General features: G+C 67.6%; 15 protein-coding genes and 1 tRNA gene. 7 read left to right on the top strand and 9 right to left on the bottom strand.

Annotation, left to right across the window (positions count from 1 at the left end; all coding sequences use genetic code 11):
* Positions 1–664 (top strand): molybdopterin dinucleotide binding domain-containing protein (locus A5712_RS05720; RefSeq protein WP_304528659.1); only part of this gene is annotated, 664 nt, incomplete at its 5' end.
* Positions 665–733: 69 nt separating this feature from the next.
* On the opposite strand, the gene A5712_RS05715 is transcribed toward A5712_RS05720, so the two are convergent.
* From A5712_RS05715 to pgm, 3 genes are all read right to left on the bottom strand, one after another.
* A tRNA-Ala gene (locus A5712_RS05715) sits at positions 734–809 on the bottom strand.
* Between the two features lie 56 nt (positions 810–865).
* Positions 866–1,996 (bottom strand): MFS transporter, encoded by a 1,131-nt coding sequence (locus A5712_RS05710; protein ID WP_068102372.1) that lies wholly within the window; start codon positions 1,994–1,996, stop codon positions 866–868.
* A 92-nt stretch (positions 1,997–2,088) separates the two neighbouring features.
* Positions 2,089–3,717 carry a phosphoglucomutase (alpha-D-glucose-1,6-bisphosphate-dependent) gene (pgm, locus tag A5712_RS05705; protein ID WP_068102371.1) on the bottom strand — a complete coding sequence of 543 codons (1,629 nt, stop codon included), beginning with the start codon at positions 3,715–3,717 and terminating at the stop codon, positions 2,089–2,091.
* Positions 3,718–3,797: 80 nt separating this feature from the next.
* Between pgm and crcB (A5712_RS05700) the strand changes: the two genes are divergently transcribed.
* Both crcB (A5712_RS05700) and crcB (A5712_RS05695) read left to right on the top strand, forming a co-directional pair.
* The gene (gene crcB / locus A5712_RS05700; protein ID WP_068102367.1) at positions 3,798–4,196 is read left to right on the top strand and encodes a fluoride efflux transporter CrcB; all 399 of its coding nucleotides are present in this window, start codon (positions 3,798–3,800) and stop codon (positions 4,194–4,196) included.
* A complete protein-coding gene (crcB, locus tag A5712_RS05695) occupies positions 4,193–4,561 on the top strand; it encodes a fluoride efflux transporter CrcB (protein WP_068102365.1) in 369 nt (122 codons plus the stop codon). Before crcB (A5712_RS05700) ends, crcB (A5712_RS05695) begins: the two co-directional genes overlap by 4 nt.
* 9 nt (positions 4,562–4,570) lie before the next feature.
* Here crcB (A5712_RS05695) and A5712_RS05690 read toward each other — a convergent pair whose 3' ends face one another.
* Genes A5712_RS05690 through A5712_RS05680 form a run of 3 tightly spaced genes read right to left on the bottom strand, consistent with a single transcriptional unit; the run spans position 4,571 to position 6,445 of the window.
* Positions 4,571–5,200 (bottom strand): GNAT family N-acetyltransferase, encoded by a 630-nt coding sequence (locus tag A5712_RS05690; RefSeq protein ID WP_068102364.1) that lies wholly within the window; start codon positions 5,198–5,200, stop codon positions 4,571–4,573.
* Between the two features lie 14 nt (positions 5,201–5,214).
* On the bottom strand, positions 5,215–6,087 hold the full coding sequence (locus A5712_RS05685; RefSeq protein WP_068102362.1) for an LLM class F420-dependent oxidoreductase: 873 nt from the start codon (positions 6,085–6,087) through the stop codon (positions 5,215–5,217).
* Position 6,088: 1 nt separating this feature from the next.
* Complete coding sequence (locus A5712_RS05680; RefSeq protein ID WP_068102360.1) at positions 6,089–6,445, bottom strand: DUF488 domain-containing protein; 357 nt, start codon at positions 6,443–6,445, stop codon at positions 6,089–6,091.
* 47 nt (positions 6,446–6,492) lie between these two features.
* Between A5712_RS05680 and A5712_RS05675 the strand changes: the two genes are divergently transcribed.
* A complete protein-coding gene (locus tag A5712_RS05675) occupies positions 6,493–7,749 on the top strand; it encodes an HNH endonuclease signature motif containing protein (RefSeq protein ID WP_068102357.1) in 1,257 nt (418 codons plus the stop codon).
* Here the strand turns inward: A5712_RS05675 and A5712_RS05670 are convergent.
* The 3 genes from A5712_RS05670 to A5712_RS05660 all read right to left on the bottom strand — a co-directional run bounded on the left by A5712_RS05670 (position 7,711) and on the right by A5712_RS05660 (position 10,244).
* Positions 7,711–8,427: a DsbA family protein gene (locus A5712_RS05670; protein ID WP_068102355.1), complete on the bottom strand. Its 717-nt coding sequence runs from the start codon at positions 8,425–8,427 to the stop codon at positions 7,711–7,713. The genes A5712_RS05675 and A5712_RS05670 overlap by 39 nt on opposite strands.
* Before the next feature lie 11 nt (positions 8,428–8,438).
* Positions 8,439–9,359 carry a CoA ester lyase gene (locus tag A5712_RS05665; RefSeq protein WP_068102373.1) on the bottom strand — a complete coding sequence of 307 codons (921 nt, stop codon included), beginning with the start codon at positions 9,357–9,359 and terminating at the stop codon, positions 8,439–8,441.
* 75 nt (positions 9,360–9,434) lie between these two features.
* Positions 9,435–10,244: a hypothetical protein gene (locus tag A5712_RS05660; protein WP_068102353.1), complete on the bottom strand. Its 810-nt coding sequence runs from the start codon at positions 10,242–10,244 to the stop codon at positions 9,435–9,437.
* Between the two features lie 184 nt (positions 10,245–10,428).
* Here A5712_RS05660 and A5712_RS05655 point away from each other — a divergent pair, with 184 nt between their 5' ends.
* From A5712_RS05655 to A5712_RS05645, 3 genes are all read left to right on the top strand, one after another.
* Positions 10,429–10,710 (top strand): WGxxGxxG family protein, encoded by a 282-nt coding sequence (locus A5712_RS05655; RefSeq protein ID WP_068102351.1) that lies wholly within the window; start codon positions 10,429–10,431, stop codon positions 10,708–10,710.
* A 146-nt stretch (positions 10,711–10,856) separates the two neighbouring features.
* Complete coding sequence (locus A5712_RS05650; RefSeq protein ID WP_068102349.1) at positions 10,857–11,423, top strand: hemerythrin domain-containing protein; 567 nt, start codon at positions 10,857–10,859, stop codon at positions 11,421–11,423.
* Between the two features lie 28 nt (positions 11,424–11,451).
* Positions 11,452–12,683: YdiU family protein (locus tag A5712_RS05645; protein ID WP_156766431.1), on the top strand; the 1,232-nt coding region annotated here is incomplete at its 3' end.

Raw genomic sequence — 12,683 nt, 5'->3', positions numbered from 1 at the left:
GGTCGACGAACTGACCGCGATGCTTGCCCAGGGGCCCGGCTACGAGCGGCGCCTCGACATGATGCTTCGGCTCGGGCCGTACGGCGACGCGTTCGGCGCCAACCCCGACGGGCTTACCCTGGAGCGGCTTAAGGCGGCGCCGCACGGGGTCGACTTGGGTCCGTTGCAACCGAGGCTGCCCGAGGTGCTCCGAACCCCAACGGGACGAATCGAACTCGCGCCCGAGCCGTTGATCGCCGACGTGGGGCGGCTGCGCGAATCCGTCGGCCGTGCAAACGATCCGTTCATGCTGATCGGCCGGCGCCATCTGCGCTCCAACAACAGCTGGATGCATAACGTGCCCGCGCTGTCGGGCGGCACCAACCGGTGCACATTGCAGATCCACCCTGACGACGCGGCCGATCTCGGGCTCAGCAATATCGCGGTCATCAAGGGCCCGGGCGGCGAACTGATTGCTCCGGTCGAGTTGACCGACCGCATTCGCCGCGGCGTGGTCTCGCTGCCGCACGGATGGGGACACGATCGCGGCGGCACGGGACAGCAGCTCGCTGCAAGCCAGGCCGGTGTCAACGTCAATCAACTCAACGACGGTACGTACCTCGACCCGCTGTCGGGCACCGCTGTGCTCAACGGCATCCCGGTCGACATTTCCCCCGCAATCTGATGAGCAGGCGAGTCAGCGGGAGTTTATTCGCGCCTTAGTTGGGCGCGGGCCAAAGGAGCTGCGATTTCTTGGTGGAGCTAAGGGGACTCGAACCCCTGACCCCCACACTGCCAGTGTGGTGCGCTACCAGCTGCGCCATAGCCCCAAGAAGTTGTGCCCATCGAAGCTACACCACTGTCATCCAGCGTTCAAAGTCGCTGGTCATGCCGGCTCGAGCGCCGTCCGCGTTTCCGGTGACGGCACCCAGGCAACGGCGGCGACCAAAAGAACAATCCCACTGATGCCGAACGCCCAGCCGTAGCTGAGCCGCTCGGCGACCCAGCCGACCACTATCGAGCCGACGATCGCGCCCAGATCCGACGCCATCTGCACCGCGGCCACCGGCGTGCCCGCGCGCGCCTCCCTGCCGAGGATGTCGGCGACGGCGGCCTGCATCGGTGACATGAAGATGCCGGTCGTCACGCCGGACACAAACCCCACGACCATGAACGCGGGCAGCGACGTCGCGACGCCCAGCCCGGCCGTCGCCACCCCGGACGCCGCCAGGCCGACGATCAACAAACGGCGCCGTCCCATCCGGTCCGATAAGTAGCCGCTGGGAATGACGGCTACCGCGTTGCCGGCCGCGAACGCCGCGAGCACCACACCGATGACACCGACGCTCCGGCCCATGACGTCGGAAATGAACAGCGGGACCAGCGCGACGCGGAGCCCGAACGCCGACCAGCCCATCGCGAAATTGGACAACAGCGCCGACCGATACGCACGGAACCCCAACGCCTCTCGGATCGTCACCGTCGATCGTGTCGGCGGCAAGGGCGCGGCCAGCGCGGAATTGCGCAAGCCGTAAAACAGCACCACGGCCACACCCAGCATCGCGGCGCCGTAGACGATGAACGGAGCCGTCAGCCCCCAGCCCGCCGTCAGGGCGCCGACCGCCGGCCCGCCGACCGCGCCGATCATGAACGAGCTGGTGAAAATGCCCGCGATCCGCCCGCGCACGTCGGGCGGGCTGATGTGGATCATCAGCGCCAAGGCCGAGACGTAAAACAGTGTCGACCCCAAGCCGCTCAGCGCGCGGAAAAACAGCAGTTGCCAGTATGCCTGGGAGAACGCGCACGCGGCGGTGGCCAACCCCACGATCAGCAAACCACCGATGTAGATGCGCCGTTCACCCAACCGTTGTGCCAACAGTCCGCTTATCGGTGCGAAACACAGTCGGGTCAACGAGAAGACGGTGACCAAGAAGGTCACCGCTTCGATGCTGACCCCGAATGTACGGGCGAAGGCCGGCATCGCCGGCGAGATAACGCCGTAGCCCAGTGCCACCATGATGTTGGCCCAGCTGAGGATCCAAACTTCGCGCGGCAGGCGTGCAGGACGAGGACCACGCCCCCCCGGGCGGGCAAGGCGGAGGGAAAGGGTCACCCGATGACTTTATTCACCACCTCGCGCGCGGCTTCCTGCACCTCCGCCAAATGCTGCGATCCGTTGAACGATTCCGCGTAAATTTTGTAGACGTCTTCGGTGCCCGACGGCCGCGCAGCAAACCACGCGTTGGCGGTCGTGACCTTGAGCCCGCCCAGTGGTGCGCCGTTGCCGGGGGCGCTGGTCAGTTTGCCGGTGATCGGCTCCCCCGCCAATTCGGTGGCGGTCACCTGCTCGGGCGAAAGCTTGGAAAGCCGCGCCTTCTGTTCGCGGTCGGCGGGCGCGTCGACGCGCGCGTAGAACGGGGTGCCGTACTCGGCCGTCAGCTCCCGGTAACGCTGCGAGGGGCTCAAGCCGGTGACCGCCAGGATCTCGGAGGCGAGCAGCGCCAGGATGATGCCGTCCTTGTCGGTGGTCCACACCGAGCCGTCGCGCCGCAGGAACGACGCCCCCGCCGACTCCTCGCCGCCGAAGCCGATGGTGCCTCCGATAAGCCCGTCGACGAACCACTTGAACCCGACGGGGACCTCGACGAGCTTGCGCCCGATGCCGGCGACCACCCGGTCGATGATCGATGAGCTGACCGCCGTCTTCCCGACGGCGATGCCATCCGGCCACGACGGCCGGTGGGTGTACAAGTAATCGATGGCCACCGCCAGATAGTGATTCGGATTCAGCAGCCCCTCGTCGGGCGTGACGATCCCGTGGCGGTCGGAGTCGGCGTCGTTGCCGGTGGCGATCTGGTAGCGGTCCCGGTTGGCTATTAGCGACGCCATCGCGTCCGGCGAGCTGCAATCCATCCGGATCTTGCCGTCATGGTCGAGGGTCATGAACCGCCACGTCGCATCTACCAGCGGATTGACGACGGTCAGGTCCAGGCCGTGCCGCCGCGCGATCTCGCCCCAGTAGTCCACGCTGGCGCCGCCGAGCGGGTCGGCGCCGATGCGCACCCCGGCCCCGCGGATGGCGGCGACGTCGACCACGCTGGGCAGGTCGTCGACATAGGTGCCGAGGTAGTCGTAGCGCTCGACGCTTCCCAGCGCGCGGGCCAGCGGGACCCGCTGTACGCCCGATCCGGTGCGCAGAATTTCGTTGGCGCGCTTGGCGATTGCATTGGTCGCGTCGGTGTCCGCTGGTCCCCCGTTGGGCGGGTTGTACTTGAAACCCCCGTCGGGCGGCGGGTTGTGCGACGGCGTGACGACGATCCCGTCGGCCAGGCCGTCGGTGCGGCCGCGGTTGTAGGTCAGGATGGCGTGGCTGACCGCCGGCGTCGGCGTGTAGCGGTCGCGGGAGTCGATCATCGCGACGACGTCGTTGGCGGCCAGCACCTCCAGCGCCGACACCCACGCCGGCTCCGAGAGGCCATGGGTGTCGCGGCCGATGAACAACGGTCCGGTGGTGCCGTGCGCAGCCCGGTATTCGACGATGGCCTGGGTGATGGCCAGGATGTGGGCCTCGTTGAACGCCCCGTTGAGCGCCGACCCGCGGTGCCCCGAAGTGCCGAACACCACCTGTTGGGCGACGTCGTCCGGGTCGGGCTCGATCGAGTAATAGGAGGTGACCAGGTGCGGGAGGTCGACGAGGTCTTCGGGCTGGGCCGGCTGACCGGCGCGCGGGTGGGCCATGGTTACCAATTCTGCGCGCTGCTGCAGTCGCGTGTCCCTCTATGCTGCGAAGCGTTCACCCGCCGGAAAGGAAGCGACCCGTGGCAGGACCCGACTATCGCGAACTGGCCGCGGTTTTCGCCGGCGGAGCGATCGGCGCCCTGGCACGGGCGGGGCTGAGCACCGTCCTCGTCCGTGACACGGATCAGTGGCCGTGGCCGACGTTCATCGTCAACATCGTCGGCGCCGCCCTGGTCGGTTACTTCACCACCCGACTGCTGGAACGGTTACCGGTGTCGAGTTACCGGCGCCCGCTGCTCGGCACCGGATTCTGTGGCGGCTTAACGACTTTCTCCACGATGCAGGTCGAGACCGTCCGGATGATCGAGCATGGCCACTGGGCCATGGCCGCGACCTACACCGTCAGCAGCATCATCTTGGGATTCCTGGCCGTCTACCTGGCGACCGCTCTCGTCCGGCGGGTAAGAGTGCGCCGATGACGACCGTGTTGGTCTGGTCCGGCGTCGCCCTCGTCGGGGGCATCGGATCGGTGCTGCGGTTCGTGATCGACCGCGCGGTGGCGCGCCGGGTGGCCCGGTCGTTTCCGTTCGGGACGTTGGCGGTCAACGTCAGCGGCGCCTTTCTGTTGGGTTTCCTTGGCGGCCTGGCGCTGAGCAAGGACGCGGCGCTGGTCGTGGGGACCGGGTTCGTCGGCGCCTACACCACCTTTTCCACCTGGATGCTGGAAACGCATCGCCTCGGTGAGGAACGCCAGACGTGGACGGCGCTGGCCAACGTCGTCGTCAGCATCGCCCTGGGCATCGCCGCGGTGGTACTCGGCCAGTGGGCGGCAACGCAGGTTTGAGCCCGGCGCTCAGGCCTCGCGGAGCGAGGGCACGTCGTCGGGGGTACGGGGCAGCGCATACAGCGCCATTCGCCGGTTCGACATATCGTGCTCGCCCAGGAACGCGCAACCGGCGCGCTCGCAGAATCGCCGCGCGGTCTTGTTCCGGTAATCGGGATCGAACATGATGCGGCGACACCGTGGGTCCTGGCCGAGCACGCTCGCCACGAAGTACGGCAGCACGTACCCGGCGATACCGCGATTCACGAACTCTTCGTCGGCGATGGCGGCGTGTATCCCCAAGTCGTAGGGGTCCGCCTCGTACCGGGTGGCGATGGAATCCTTTGCGGCCCGGTACAACTCGATGTAGGCGTGGTCTTGGCCATCCTGGCTGGCAAAAAACGGTCGGGAATAGCTGCCGTCGAGTTGCGCGCTGAGGTATCGGCGCCAGCGCTGGGGAGGCCAGGCGTATTCCCATGATTCGGCGAGGGCGGGCCGGTTCATCCACTCCGAGATCATCTCGGCATCTTTGTCCGGGTCGGCAAGCCGGAAAGCATACGGTTCGGGAACGTCGGCGGTCCCGGGCGGCGGCGGCACGCGACGCACCTCTTCGCTGATGTCGGTCAGTTCCCGCGGCAAGATCACTTCGGGTTCGCTCATATCAACCGCGCAGCCTACCCAAGCGCCTCCGCCCACTTGTCGGCCAGCGCGGAAACCCAGCCGGTAGCGGCGTCGGGGCGGTCGGGCGGCGCCGCCACCAGGACCAGTTCGTCGACGCCCGCCTCGTAAAGCGCGCCGATGTCGCGGGCACTTGGATCTCGCAGCGCCACGGACACCCCCAGCTCGGCGCGGTCGCGGCCCTCGTCGGCACAGAGCCGCTGCAGCCTGTCGATGCGTTCGCGCACCGCGGCCGGCCCGTCGAGGTTGAACCCGTACCAGCCGTCGCCCCAAGCGGCAACCCGCCGCAGCGCCGCATCGCTGTTGCCGCCGAGCACAATTGGGATGCGGCGCTCACGCAACGGCTTTGGGTTGACCCGGATCGCATCGAAGCGGACGAACTTACCGTCGAAGGAGGCGACGTCGTCGCGCCACAAGGTGCGCATCGCCGCCACGTATTCGGCGGTGCGGGCCGCCCGCTGCTCGAAAGGCACACCGAGAGCGGCGAATTCCTCTCGCGACCATCCGACGCCCACGCCCAGCGTCAGGCGCCCGCCGCTCAGCCGATCCAGGCTGGCGGCCTGCTTGGCCACCACGACCGGGTTGTGTTCGGGGAGCAGGAGCACACCCGTCGCCAGGCCGATCCGGGACGACGCAGCGGCGGCGAAGCTCAGTGCGATCATCGGGTCGAGCCAATCCGCTTGCGCGGGAACGGCTATGACGCCGTCATCGGAATAGGGGTAGCAGGACGCGGATCGATCCACCATGACGACGTGTTCACCGGCCCAGAGTGTGGCAAAGCCGCAATTGTCCGCGGCCGATGCGACGGCGTCGATCACCGCACGGTCGGCGCCGGACCCGATTCCCAGCGCGTGCAATCCCAACCGCATTTCAGCTGCCTTTGAGGAGCTTCGCCAGCACCGCCGCGTGACTGCCGTCGACTTCGCGGGCGGCGGTCACCAGGGTTACGACGCCGCGCTTGGCCAGCTTTCGCAGCTCCGCCAGCGCCGGGCTGTCGCGCAACTCGTCGGTGTAGCGTTCCGCGAATTCGTCGAACCGTTCCAGGTCATGGTGGTACCACTCGCGCAGCTCCTTCGACGGCGCGACGTCCCTGCACCAGATGCCCACCCGCGGGTCGTCCTTGCGCACCCCGCGCGGCCAGATGCGATCGACAAGCACCCGCTGCCCGTCGTTCGGCTGGGATTCGTCATATACGCGCGCCACATGAATGCGGCTTTTGGCGCCCACGGGCTCAGGTTAGCGATCTTGTCGGTCGAACCGGTATAATCGAACGTATGTTCGAATCGAATGCCGACGAGGCCGCTCTCATCGAGCGGATCGCCGAGTTGGAGCGCGAAAAGTCGGCGGCCGCCGCAGGTCAGGCGCGGTTGGCCGCGGCCCTGGATGCGTTGCGACGCTCGAACGAAGCCGCCGCCGGGGTGCCGGCCGCACAGCGCGGACGGGGTGTGGCCAGCGAGATTGCGCTGGCGCGACGCGATTCCCCCGCCCGGGGCGGCCGGCATCTGGGATTCGCGAAGGCGCTGGTGTACGAGATGCCGCATACGCTGGCCGCGTTGGAATGCGGGGCGCTGTCGGAGTGGCGGGCCACCCTGATCGTGCGCGAGAGCGCCTGCCTGGACGTCGAGGATCGCCGCACGCTGGACGCCGAGTTGTGCGCCGACCCGGACAAGCTGAACGGCGTGGGCGACGCGCGGTTGGCCGCCTCCGCCAAGGCGATCGCCTATCGCCTGGACCCGCATGCCGTCGTCGAGCGAGCGGCCAAGGCCGAGAACGAGCGAACGGTCACCATTAGACCGGCGCCGGACACGATGACCTACGTGACCGCGCTGCTGCCGGTGACCCAGGGAGTCTCGGTGTATGCGGCGCTGCGCCGCGAGGCGGACACCCGCTGCGACGGGCGCTCACGCGGCCAAATCATGGCGGACACCCTGGTGGAACGGGTCACCGGACGCGACGCGGCAATCCCTACCCCGATCGCGGTCAACCTGGTCCTTTCGGACGCAACGCTGCTCGGCGGTGACAACGCGCCGGCCGACCTCGGCGGCTATGGCCCCATTCCGGCGGCGGTTGCCCGGGCCATGGTCTCCAGCGCGCTGGCGGACCGGCGGTCCCGGGCGACGCTGCGCAGGCTCTACGCGCATCCGCGTTCGGGGGCGCTGGTCGCGATGGAGTCGCGGGCGCGCCTCTTCCCGCGCGGCCTGGCAACCTTCGTCGAGATGCGCGATCAACGTTGCCGCACTCCTTATTGCGACGCGCCGATCCGGCACCGCGACCACGCCCGGCCGTGGGCCGCGGGCGGCCCCACCACCGCGGACAATGGGATGGGCTGCTGCGAGCTGTGCAACTACGTCAAGGAGGCCGCGGGCTGGCGGGTCAGGACCACCGTGGACGAAAACCATACGCACACAGCCGAATTCACCACGCCTACGGGGCAGACGTACCGGTCGACGGCGCCACCTCGGGCTCCCACGATCGAAGTCAGCGAGATCGAATTACGAATCGGCGTCGCCATTGCCCGACACGCCGCTTAGTCCCTCCAGGTCGATGACTTCGCCGCGGTTGATGCTGACCCAGTCGCGCCCATCGAGATACGGGCGCAGGCTTCGGCCGATGAGATCGAGATCGGTCGGCGCCTTGGGCCGCTGCAGTTCGTAGACATGCGGCAACTCGGCCATCCCGGTTACGACGTTCCAGAGGGTCAGCGCGGGAGGCCCAGTCGGCGGATCCACCAGCACGGGTCCAAACAGGCACTGGCCCAACAGAAAAAGCGTGGGCACACCGAACCCGCCCGCATCGAGGACGCGCTGATGTTCGGCACGAATCTCGTCGTGGGTGGTGGGGTCGTTCAGCGCCTCGTCCAAGACCGCCGCGTCGACGCCGATGTCGTCCAGCAGTTTTCGCGCCACCGCCGGATCGTGCGGCTTGCCGCCCAGGGTATGCAGCTCGCGCCCGATCGTGCCGTACCACCGGTCCAGCAGCGACATGTCGGTCCGCCGCAGCAGCGCCCCGATCCGCATCAGCGACCAGCCGTAGGACCACTCCCGTTCCCACGGGTGCTTTTGGCCCTCCGACCGATTGACCTCCTCGAGGCTGAAGAACCGCCAGTTGATGGTTATGCCGAGCTGCTCACGAACGTCGCGGATCCACAACGACGTCTGGTAGGCGAACGGGCACATGGGGTCGAAGTGAAAGTCCACCGTGGCGCTCATCGGACCGACTCCTAGTAGTGATACGTGTCCGACGGCGCGGGCGAGTGCACGCGCTCCTCGTCGTCGAACTCCGACACCTCGATGCCGTAGGCGCGGGCCAGTTCCAGGATCTTGGTGGCCCTCGCGATACGCGGCAGGTCGGAGCCGTTGCGGATCTCTCCCCCGTCACGTTCGAATTCGGCGAAAAACTCCTTGGCCCAGGAGATTTCGTCCTGAGATGGGGAAAGCCCCTCGTTCACCACGGCGCACTGATCCGGCGTCAGGCAGATCTTGCCGGTCATCCCGAACTCGACGGAAACGGCCGTGGCCTCGATGAGCTTCAAGGCGTTGGAGCCGATCGTCGGCCCGTCGATCGCGCTGGGCAGGTTGGCCGCCTTGGCGGCGATCGTGAAGCGCGAGCGCGCGTACGCCAGGGTGCTCGGGTCCTCCCCGAAGCCGGTGTCGCGGCGGAAATCGCCGATCCCGAACGCGAGCCGGAATGTGCCCTTGGCCGCCGCGATCTCGGTGATGCGCTCCAGTCCCCGGGCCGTCTCGACCAACGCCACGATGGGCACGTTGGGCAAGCGTTGCGCGGTCTCGGTGACGTGGTCCACCGATTCGACCATCGCCAGCATCACCCCGCCGACGGGCGTACCGGCCAGTGCCGCCAAATCATCGGCCCACCACGGGGTGCCGAACCCGTTGATGCGGACCCAGTCGGTGTTTTCGGCTTTGAGCCAACGCACCACGTTCTCGCGGGCGGCCTGCTTGTCTTTGGGCGCCACCGCATCCTCGATGTCGAGGACGACGATGTCGGCGCGGGAATGCGCCGCGGCCTGGAACCGATCGGCGTGCGCGCCGTTGACCAGCAGCCAACTGCGGGCGAGAACGGGATCGATGCGCCAGCCGATGTCGGTGGGATCCGGCGCCTGGTCGTCGACCTGTTCGTACATCTGATCTGTCGCCATGTTCATTCCGTTGGGTGAAATTCGTGTTTCTTAGACCGTAGTCGCCTGGCGAACCGATGATCACGCGGGCTTGTGCGAGCGCCGCCAGAGCAAGCCCCCCACAGCCAGGACGGCGAACACCAGGAGCGCGGCGAGCAACGACTGCAACGCGAAGACCGCGAAGTCGTTGACGTCGTACGAGTCGCCGTCACCGACACACTGGAAGCTCACGCTGGTGCCCGAGTGGCCCGGCTTGTAGCTGTAGTGCGAGGTGTTGTACGCCATCGCGTATCCGCTTCGGCACACGATGGGGCTCATCCACAGCGCGCTCGACGGGATGAGGGCGGTCGCCGCCGCCGCGATGCCTACGCAGAGGCCGATTCCCCCGCCGAACAGCGCAACGACCGGCCCGATCCAACCGGCCCCGGAGAGCTTGCGCTGAGGCGCCGCGAAGCCCTGACCGCCATATGCTCCCCGCGGGCGCGGTGCCAGGAAAACGGGATCGGATGGGTCGCAACGCTGGTAGACGACTTGTCCCCCGACTTTGATCGTGCCGCCCGCGCGCAGGCCGGCGCGGTCGAGGACGTCTCTGTACTGCTGCTGCGACAGTCCCGCGTCGACGACGGCGCGTGAAAGTGCCTCCCGAAGCGGCGCCGGCCCGCCGAAGGGCTGACCGCGGTCGGCCGCCAGGGCTTGCGCCAGCCGGTGCGCGTGCTCGTCGATTGCGGCCAGCTGCACGGCGGAGACCTCGGCCGGGCGCTCGGCGGGTGGGCCTTCACTCGCGGCCGCCCTGGCGTCGGCCAGTTGGCGCTCCAGCTCCGCGATGCGCTTCTGCTGCGCGAGCTGCAGCTCCAACTCGGCGATGCGCTGTTGCGGGTCCTGCTGATCCATCAGCAAACGATCGTACTTGGCAAAATCCTCGGGTGTAGTTTCATTCCTCTCACGCCGGGTAGCCATGCCTTGCGACGCATCGGGCCTTGTTCTCGTGTCGCTTTTCCGCGCGGGCTAGAAGCAACTGGTCCCAATCTGATGCTCGGTCTTCAGTCGACCGAACAGAACCAATTCAGGAGCGAACATGCGTAAGACAATTGCGGTCATTTCTGCGACCGGGGCACTGCTATTCGGTGGGGCGGGCGTCGCCAACGCCACCACTCAGAGTGCTCCTGCCCCGTCATCGACCACAACGACGCTGGCCGACAACAACAATGGCCAAAACACCGACCAACACAGCGACAACAACGGGCTGTGGGGGCTGCTCGGCCTGCTCGGATTGGGTGGACTCATCGGCCTCAAGCGCCGCAAGGACACCGACACAATCGCGGCTGTCGGAACACCCACGACACGCGGCAACGTCTAGCTGAATCCGCCGAAGCCCCCGTCGGATGCCGCAAGCGGTCCGACGGGGGCTCGCGTTTACCCGTCCCGGCGCCGGGTATTTCTGGCAACGCGGTGCACAGCCCATAGCCCGCACCCCCGAATCCCCTATCGATGGAGGTATCGGCCATGGCCGACATGATTGTCCAATCTCCCGAGGAGGTCGTCGCGTTTCTTAAAGCGCAGCACAACCTCATCGAGGACATGTTTGACGAAGTGCTGCACGCATCGGACCCCAAGGCACGCGAGAAGCCGTTCGTGGAATTGCGCCAACTGCTGGCCGTGCACGAGACGGCCGAGGAGATGGTGGTGCATCCGCGGACTCGCCGCGAGGTCGAAGGCGGCGACGCAATCGTCGACGCCCGGCTCAAAGAAGAGCACGAAGCCAAGGAACTGCTCTCGGCGATCGAGAAACTCGACTTCACCTCGCAGGAGTTCGTCGACGAGCTGACCAAGCTGCGCGACGCCGTACTCGACCACGCCCGGCACGAGGAGGACGAAGAATTCCCCCTGCTGCAGAAGGAAGTCGACGCGAACGACCTCAAGCGGATGGGCTCGGCGGTGCGTGCGGCCGAGGCGATAGCCCCCACCCGTCCGCATCCGGGAGTGGAATCGGCGAAGCTGAATTTCGCCGTCGGGCCGTTTGCCTCGATGCTCGACCGCGCCCGCGACTTGATCGCGCAGGCCATCGGCTAGGGACGGGACTTTCCGTAGTCTCGGTGAAGTGAGCGTTGCGCCGGATACCACCGTTGCTCTGCAGGACCGGTTTTTTCGCCAGCTGCCGGAGATGGCCGTCCGCTGGCAGGCGGAGCCGGCCCCCGACCTGCGGCTGCTCGCGATCAACGAACCGCTGGCCGCCGAGCTAGGTCTCGACGCCGACTGGCTACGGAGTCCCGACGGGCTGCGTTTTCTGGTGGGCAACCTCGTCCCGGGCGGCGCCGTCCCGGTGGCCCAGGCCTATGCCGGGCACCAGTTCGGCGGCTACGTCCCGCGGTTGGGCGACGGCCGCGCACTGCTGCTGGGCGAGCTCGTCGACGACGGCGGGCGCCTGCGCGACATCCACCTGAAGGGGTCCGGCCCCACGCCGTTCGCGCGCGGCGGCGACGGCCTGGCGGCGGTGGGCCCGATGCTGCGCGAGTACATCGTCAGCGAGGCGATGCACGCGCTGGGCGTCCCAACGACCCGGTCGCTGGCCGTCGTCGCCACCGGGCGGCCGGTGCAGCGCGAGACGCAGCTGCCCGGCGCCGTGCTCGCCCGCGTGGCCAGCAGTCACCTGCGCGTGGGCAGCTTCCAATACGCGTCCGCCACCGGCGACGTCGATCTGCTGCGCCGCCTCGCCGACCACGCGATCGCGCGCCACCATCCGAGCGCGGCCGACGCCGAGCGGCCGTACCTGGCCCTGTTCGAAGCGGTGGTCGCCGTCCAGGCGTCGCTGATCGCCCGATGGATGCTGATCGGCTTCGTGCACGGGGTGATGAACACCGACAACATGACGATCTCCGGTGAAACCATCGACTACGGGCCGTGCGCCTTCATGGAGGCGTACGACCCGGACACGGTTTTCAGCTCGATCGATTTCTGGGGTCGCTACGCCTACGGCAACCAGCCGGTAGTCGCCGGATGGAATCTCGCCCGGTTCGCCGAATCACTGATTCCGTTGCTGTCCAACGACGTTGACGAGGCGGTGGCGCTCGCCGAGGAAGCGTTCGGAATTTTCCGGCCCACCTACGACGCCGTGTGGTCGTCCGGGATGCGCGCCAAACTGGGCCTGTCCGACGGCGTGGACGCCGGGGTCGTCGCGCCGCCCGCCCGAGGTGGCGGAAGAAGGACGTGTAGTCGACGCCGCTCTCCTTCAGCAGCGCGAGCAACTCGTCCACCAGCGGCGCGACGACCCCGGCGTCCACGCCGTCGGACAGGCCCAGTTTGGCGCGCATCCCGGACGACCACACGGCGTCG

The sequence above is a fragment of the Mycobacterium sp. E2327 genome (assembly GCF_001672675.1).
Taxonomy (GTDB): domain Bacteria; phylum Actinomycetota; class Actinomycetes; order Mycobacteriales; family Mycobacteriaceae; genus Mycobacterium.
Note: the sequence above shows the minus strand (reverse complement) of the source record. Positions and strands in the feature narration are given on the sequence as shown.

Excerpts from the sequence above, each read along its gene's own strand:
- A5712_RS05710 (WP_068102372.1), bottom strand. The coding sequence starts at position 1,996 with ATGGTGGCACTGGGCTACGGCGTTATCTCGCCGGCGATGCCGGCCTTC.
- pgm (WP_068102371.1), bottom strand. The coding sequence starts at position 3,717 with ATGGCCCACCCGCGCGCCGGTCAGCCGGCCCAGCCCGAAGACCTCGTC.
- crcB (WP_068102365.1), top strand. The coding sequence starts at position 4,193 with ATGACGACCGTGTTGGTCTGGTCCGGCGTCGCCCTCGTCGGGGGCATC.
- A5712_RS05690 (WP_068102364.1), bottom strand. The coding sequence starts at position 5,200 with ATGAGCGAACCCGAAGTGATCTTGCCGCGGGAACTGACCGACATCAGC.
- A5712_RS05685 (WP_068102362.1), bottom strand. The coding sequence starts at position 6,087 with ATGCGGTTGGGATTGCACGCGCTGGGAATCGGGTCCGGCGCCGACCGT.
- A5712_RS05675 (WP_068102357.1), top strand. The coding sequence starts at position 6,493 with ATGTTCGAATCGAATGCCGACGAGGCCGCTCTCATCGAGCGGATCGCC.
- A5712_RS05670 (WP_068102355.1), bottom strand. The coding sequence starts at position 8,427 with ATGAGCGCCACGGTGGACTTTCACTTCGACCCCATGTGCCCGTTCGCC.
- A5712_RS05665 (WP_068102373.1), bottom strand. The coding sequence starts at position 9,359 with ATGTACGAACAGGTCGACGACCAGGCGCCGGATCCCACCGACATCGGC.
- A5712_RS05660 (WP_068102353.1), bottom strand. The coding sequence starts at position 10,244 with ATGGATCAGCAGGACCCGCAACAGCGCATCGCCGAGTTGGAGCTGCAG.
- A5712_RS05655 (WP_068102351.1), top strand. The coding sequence starts at position 10,429 with ATGCGTAAGACAATTGCGGTCATTTCTGCGACCGGGGCACTGCTATTC.
- A5712_RS05650 (WP_068102349.1), top strand. The coding sequence starts at position 10,857 with ATGGCCGACATGATTGTCCAATCTCCCGAGGAGGTCGTCGCGTTTCTT.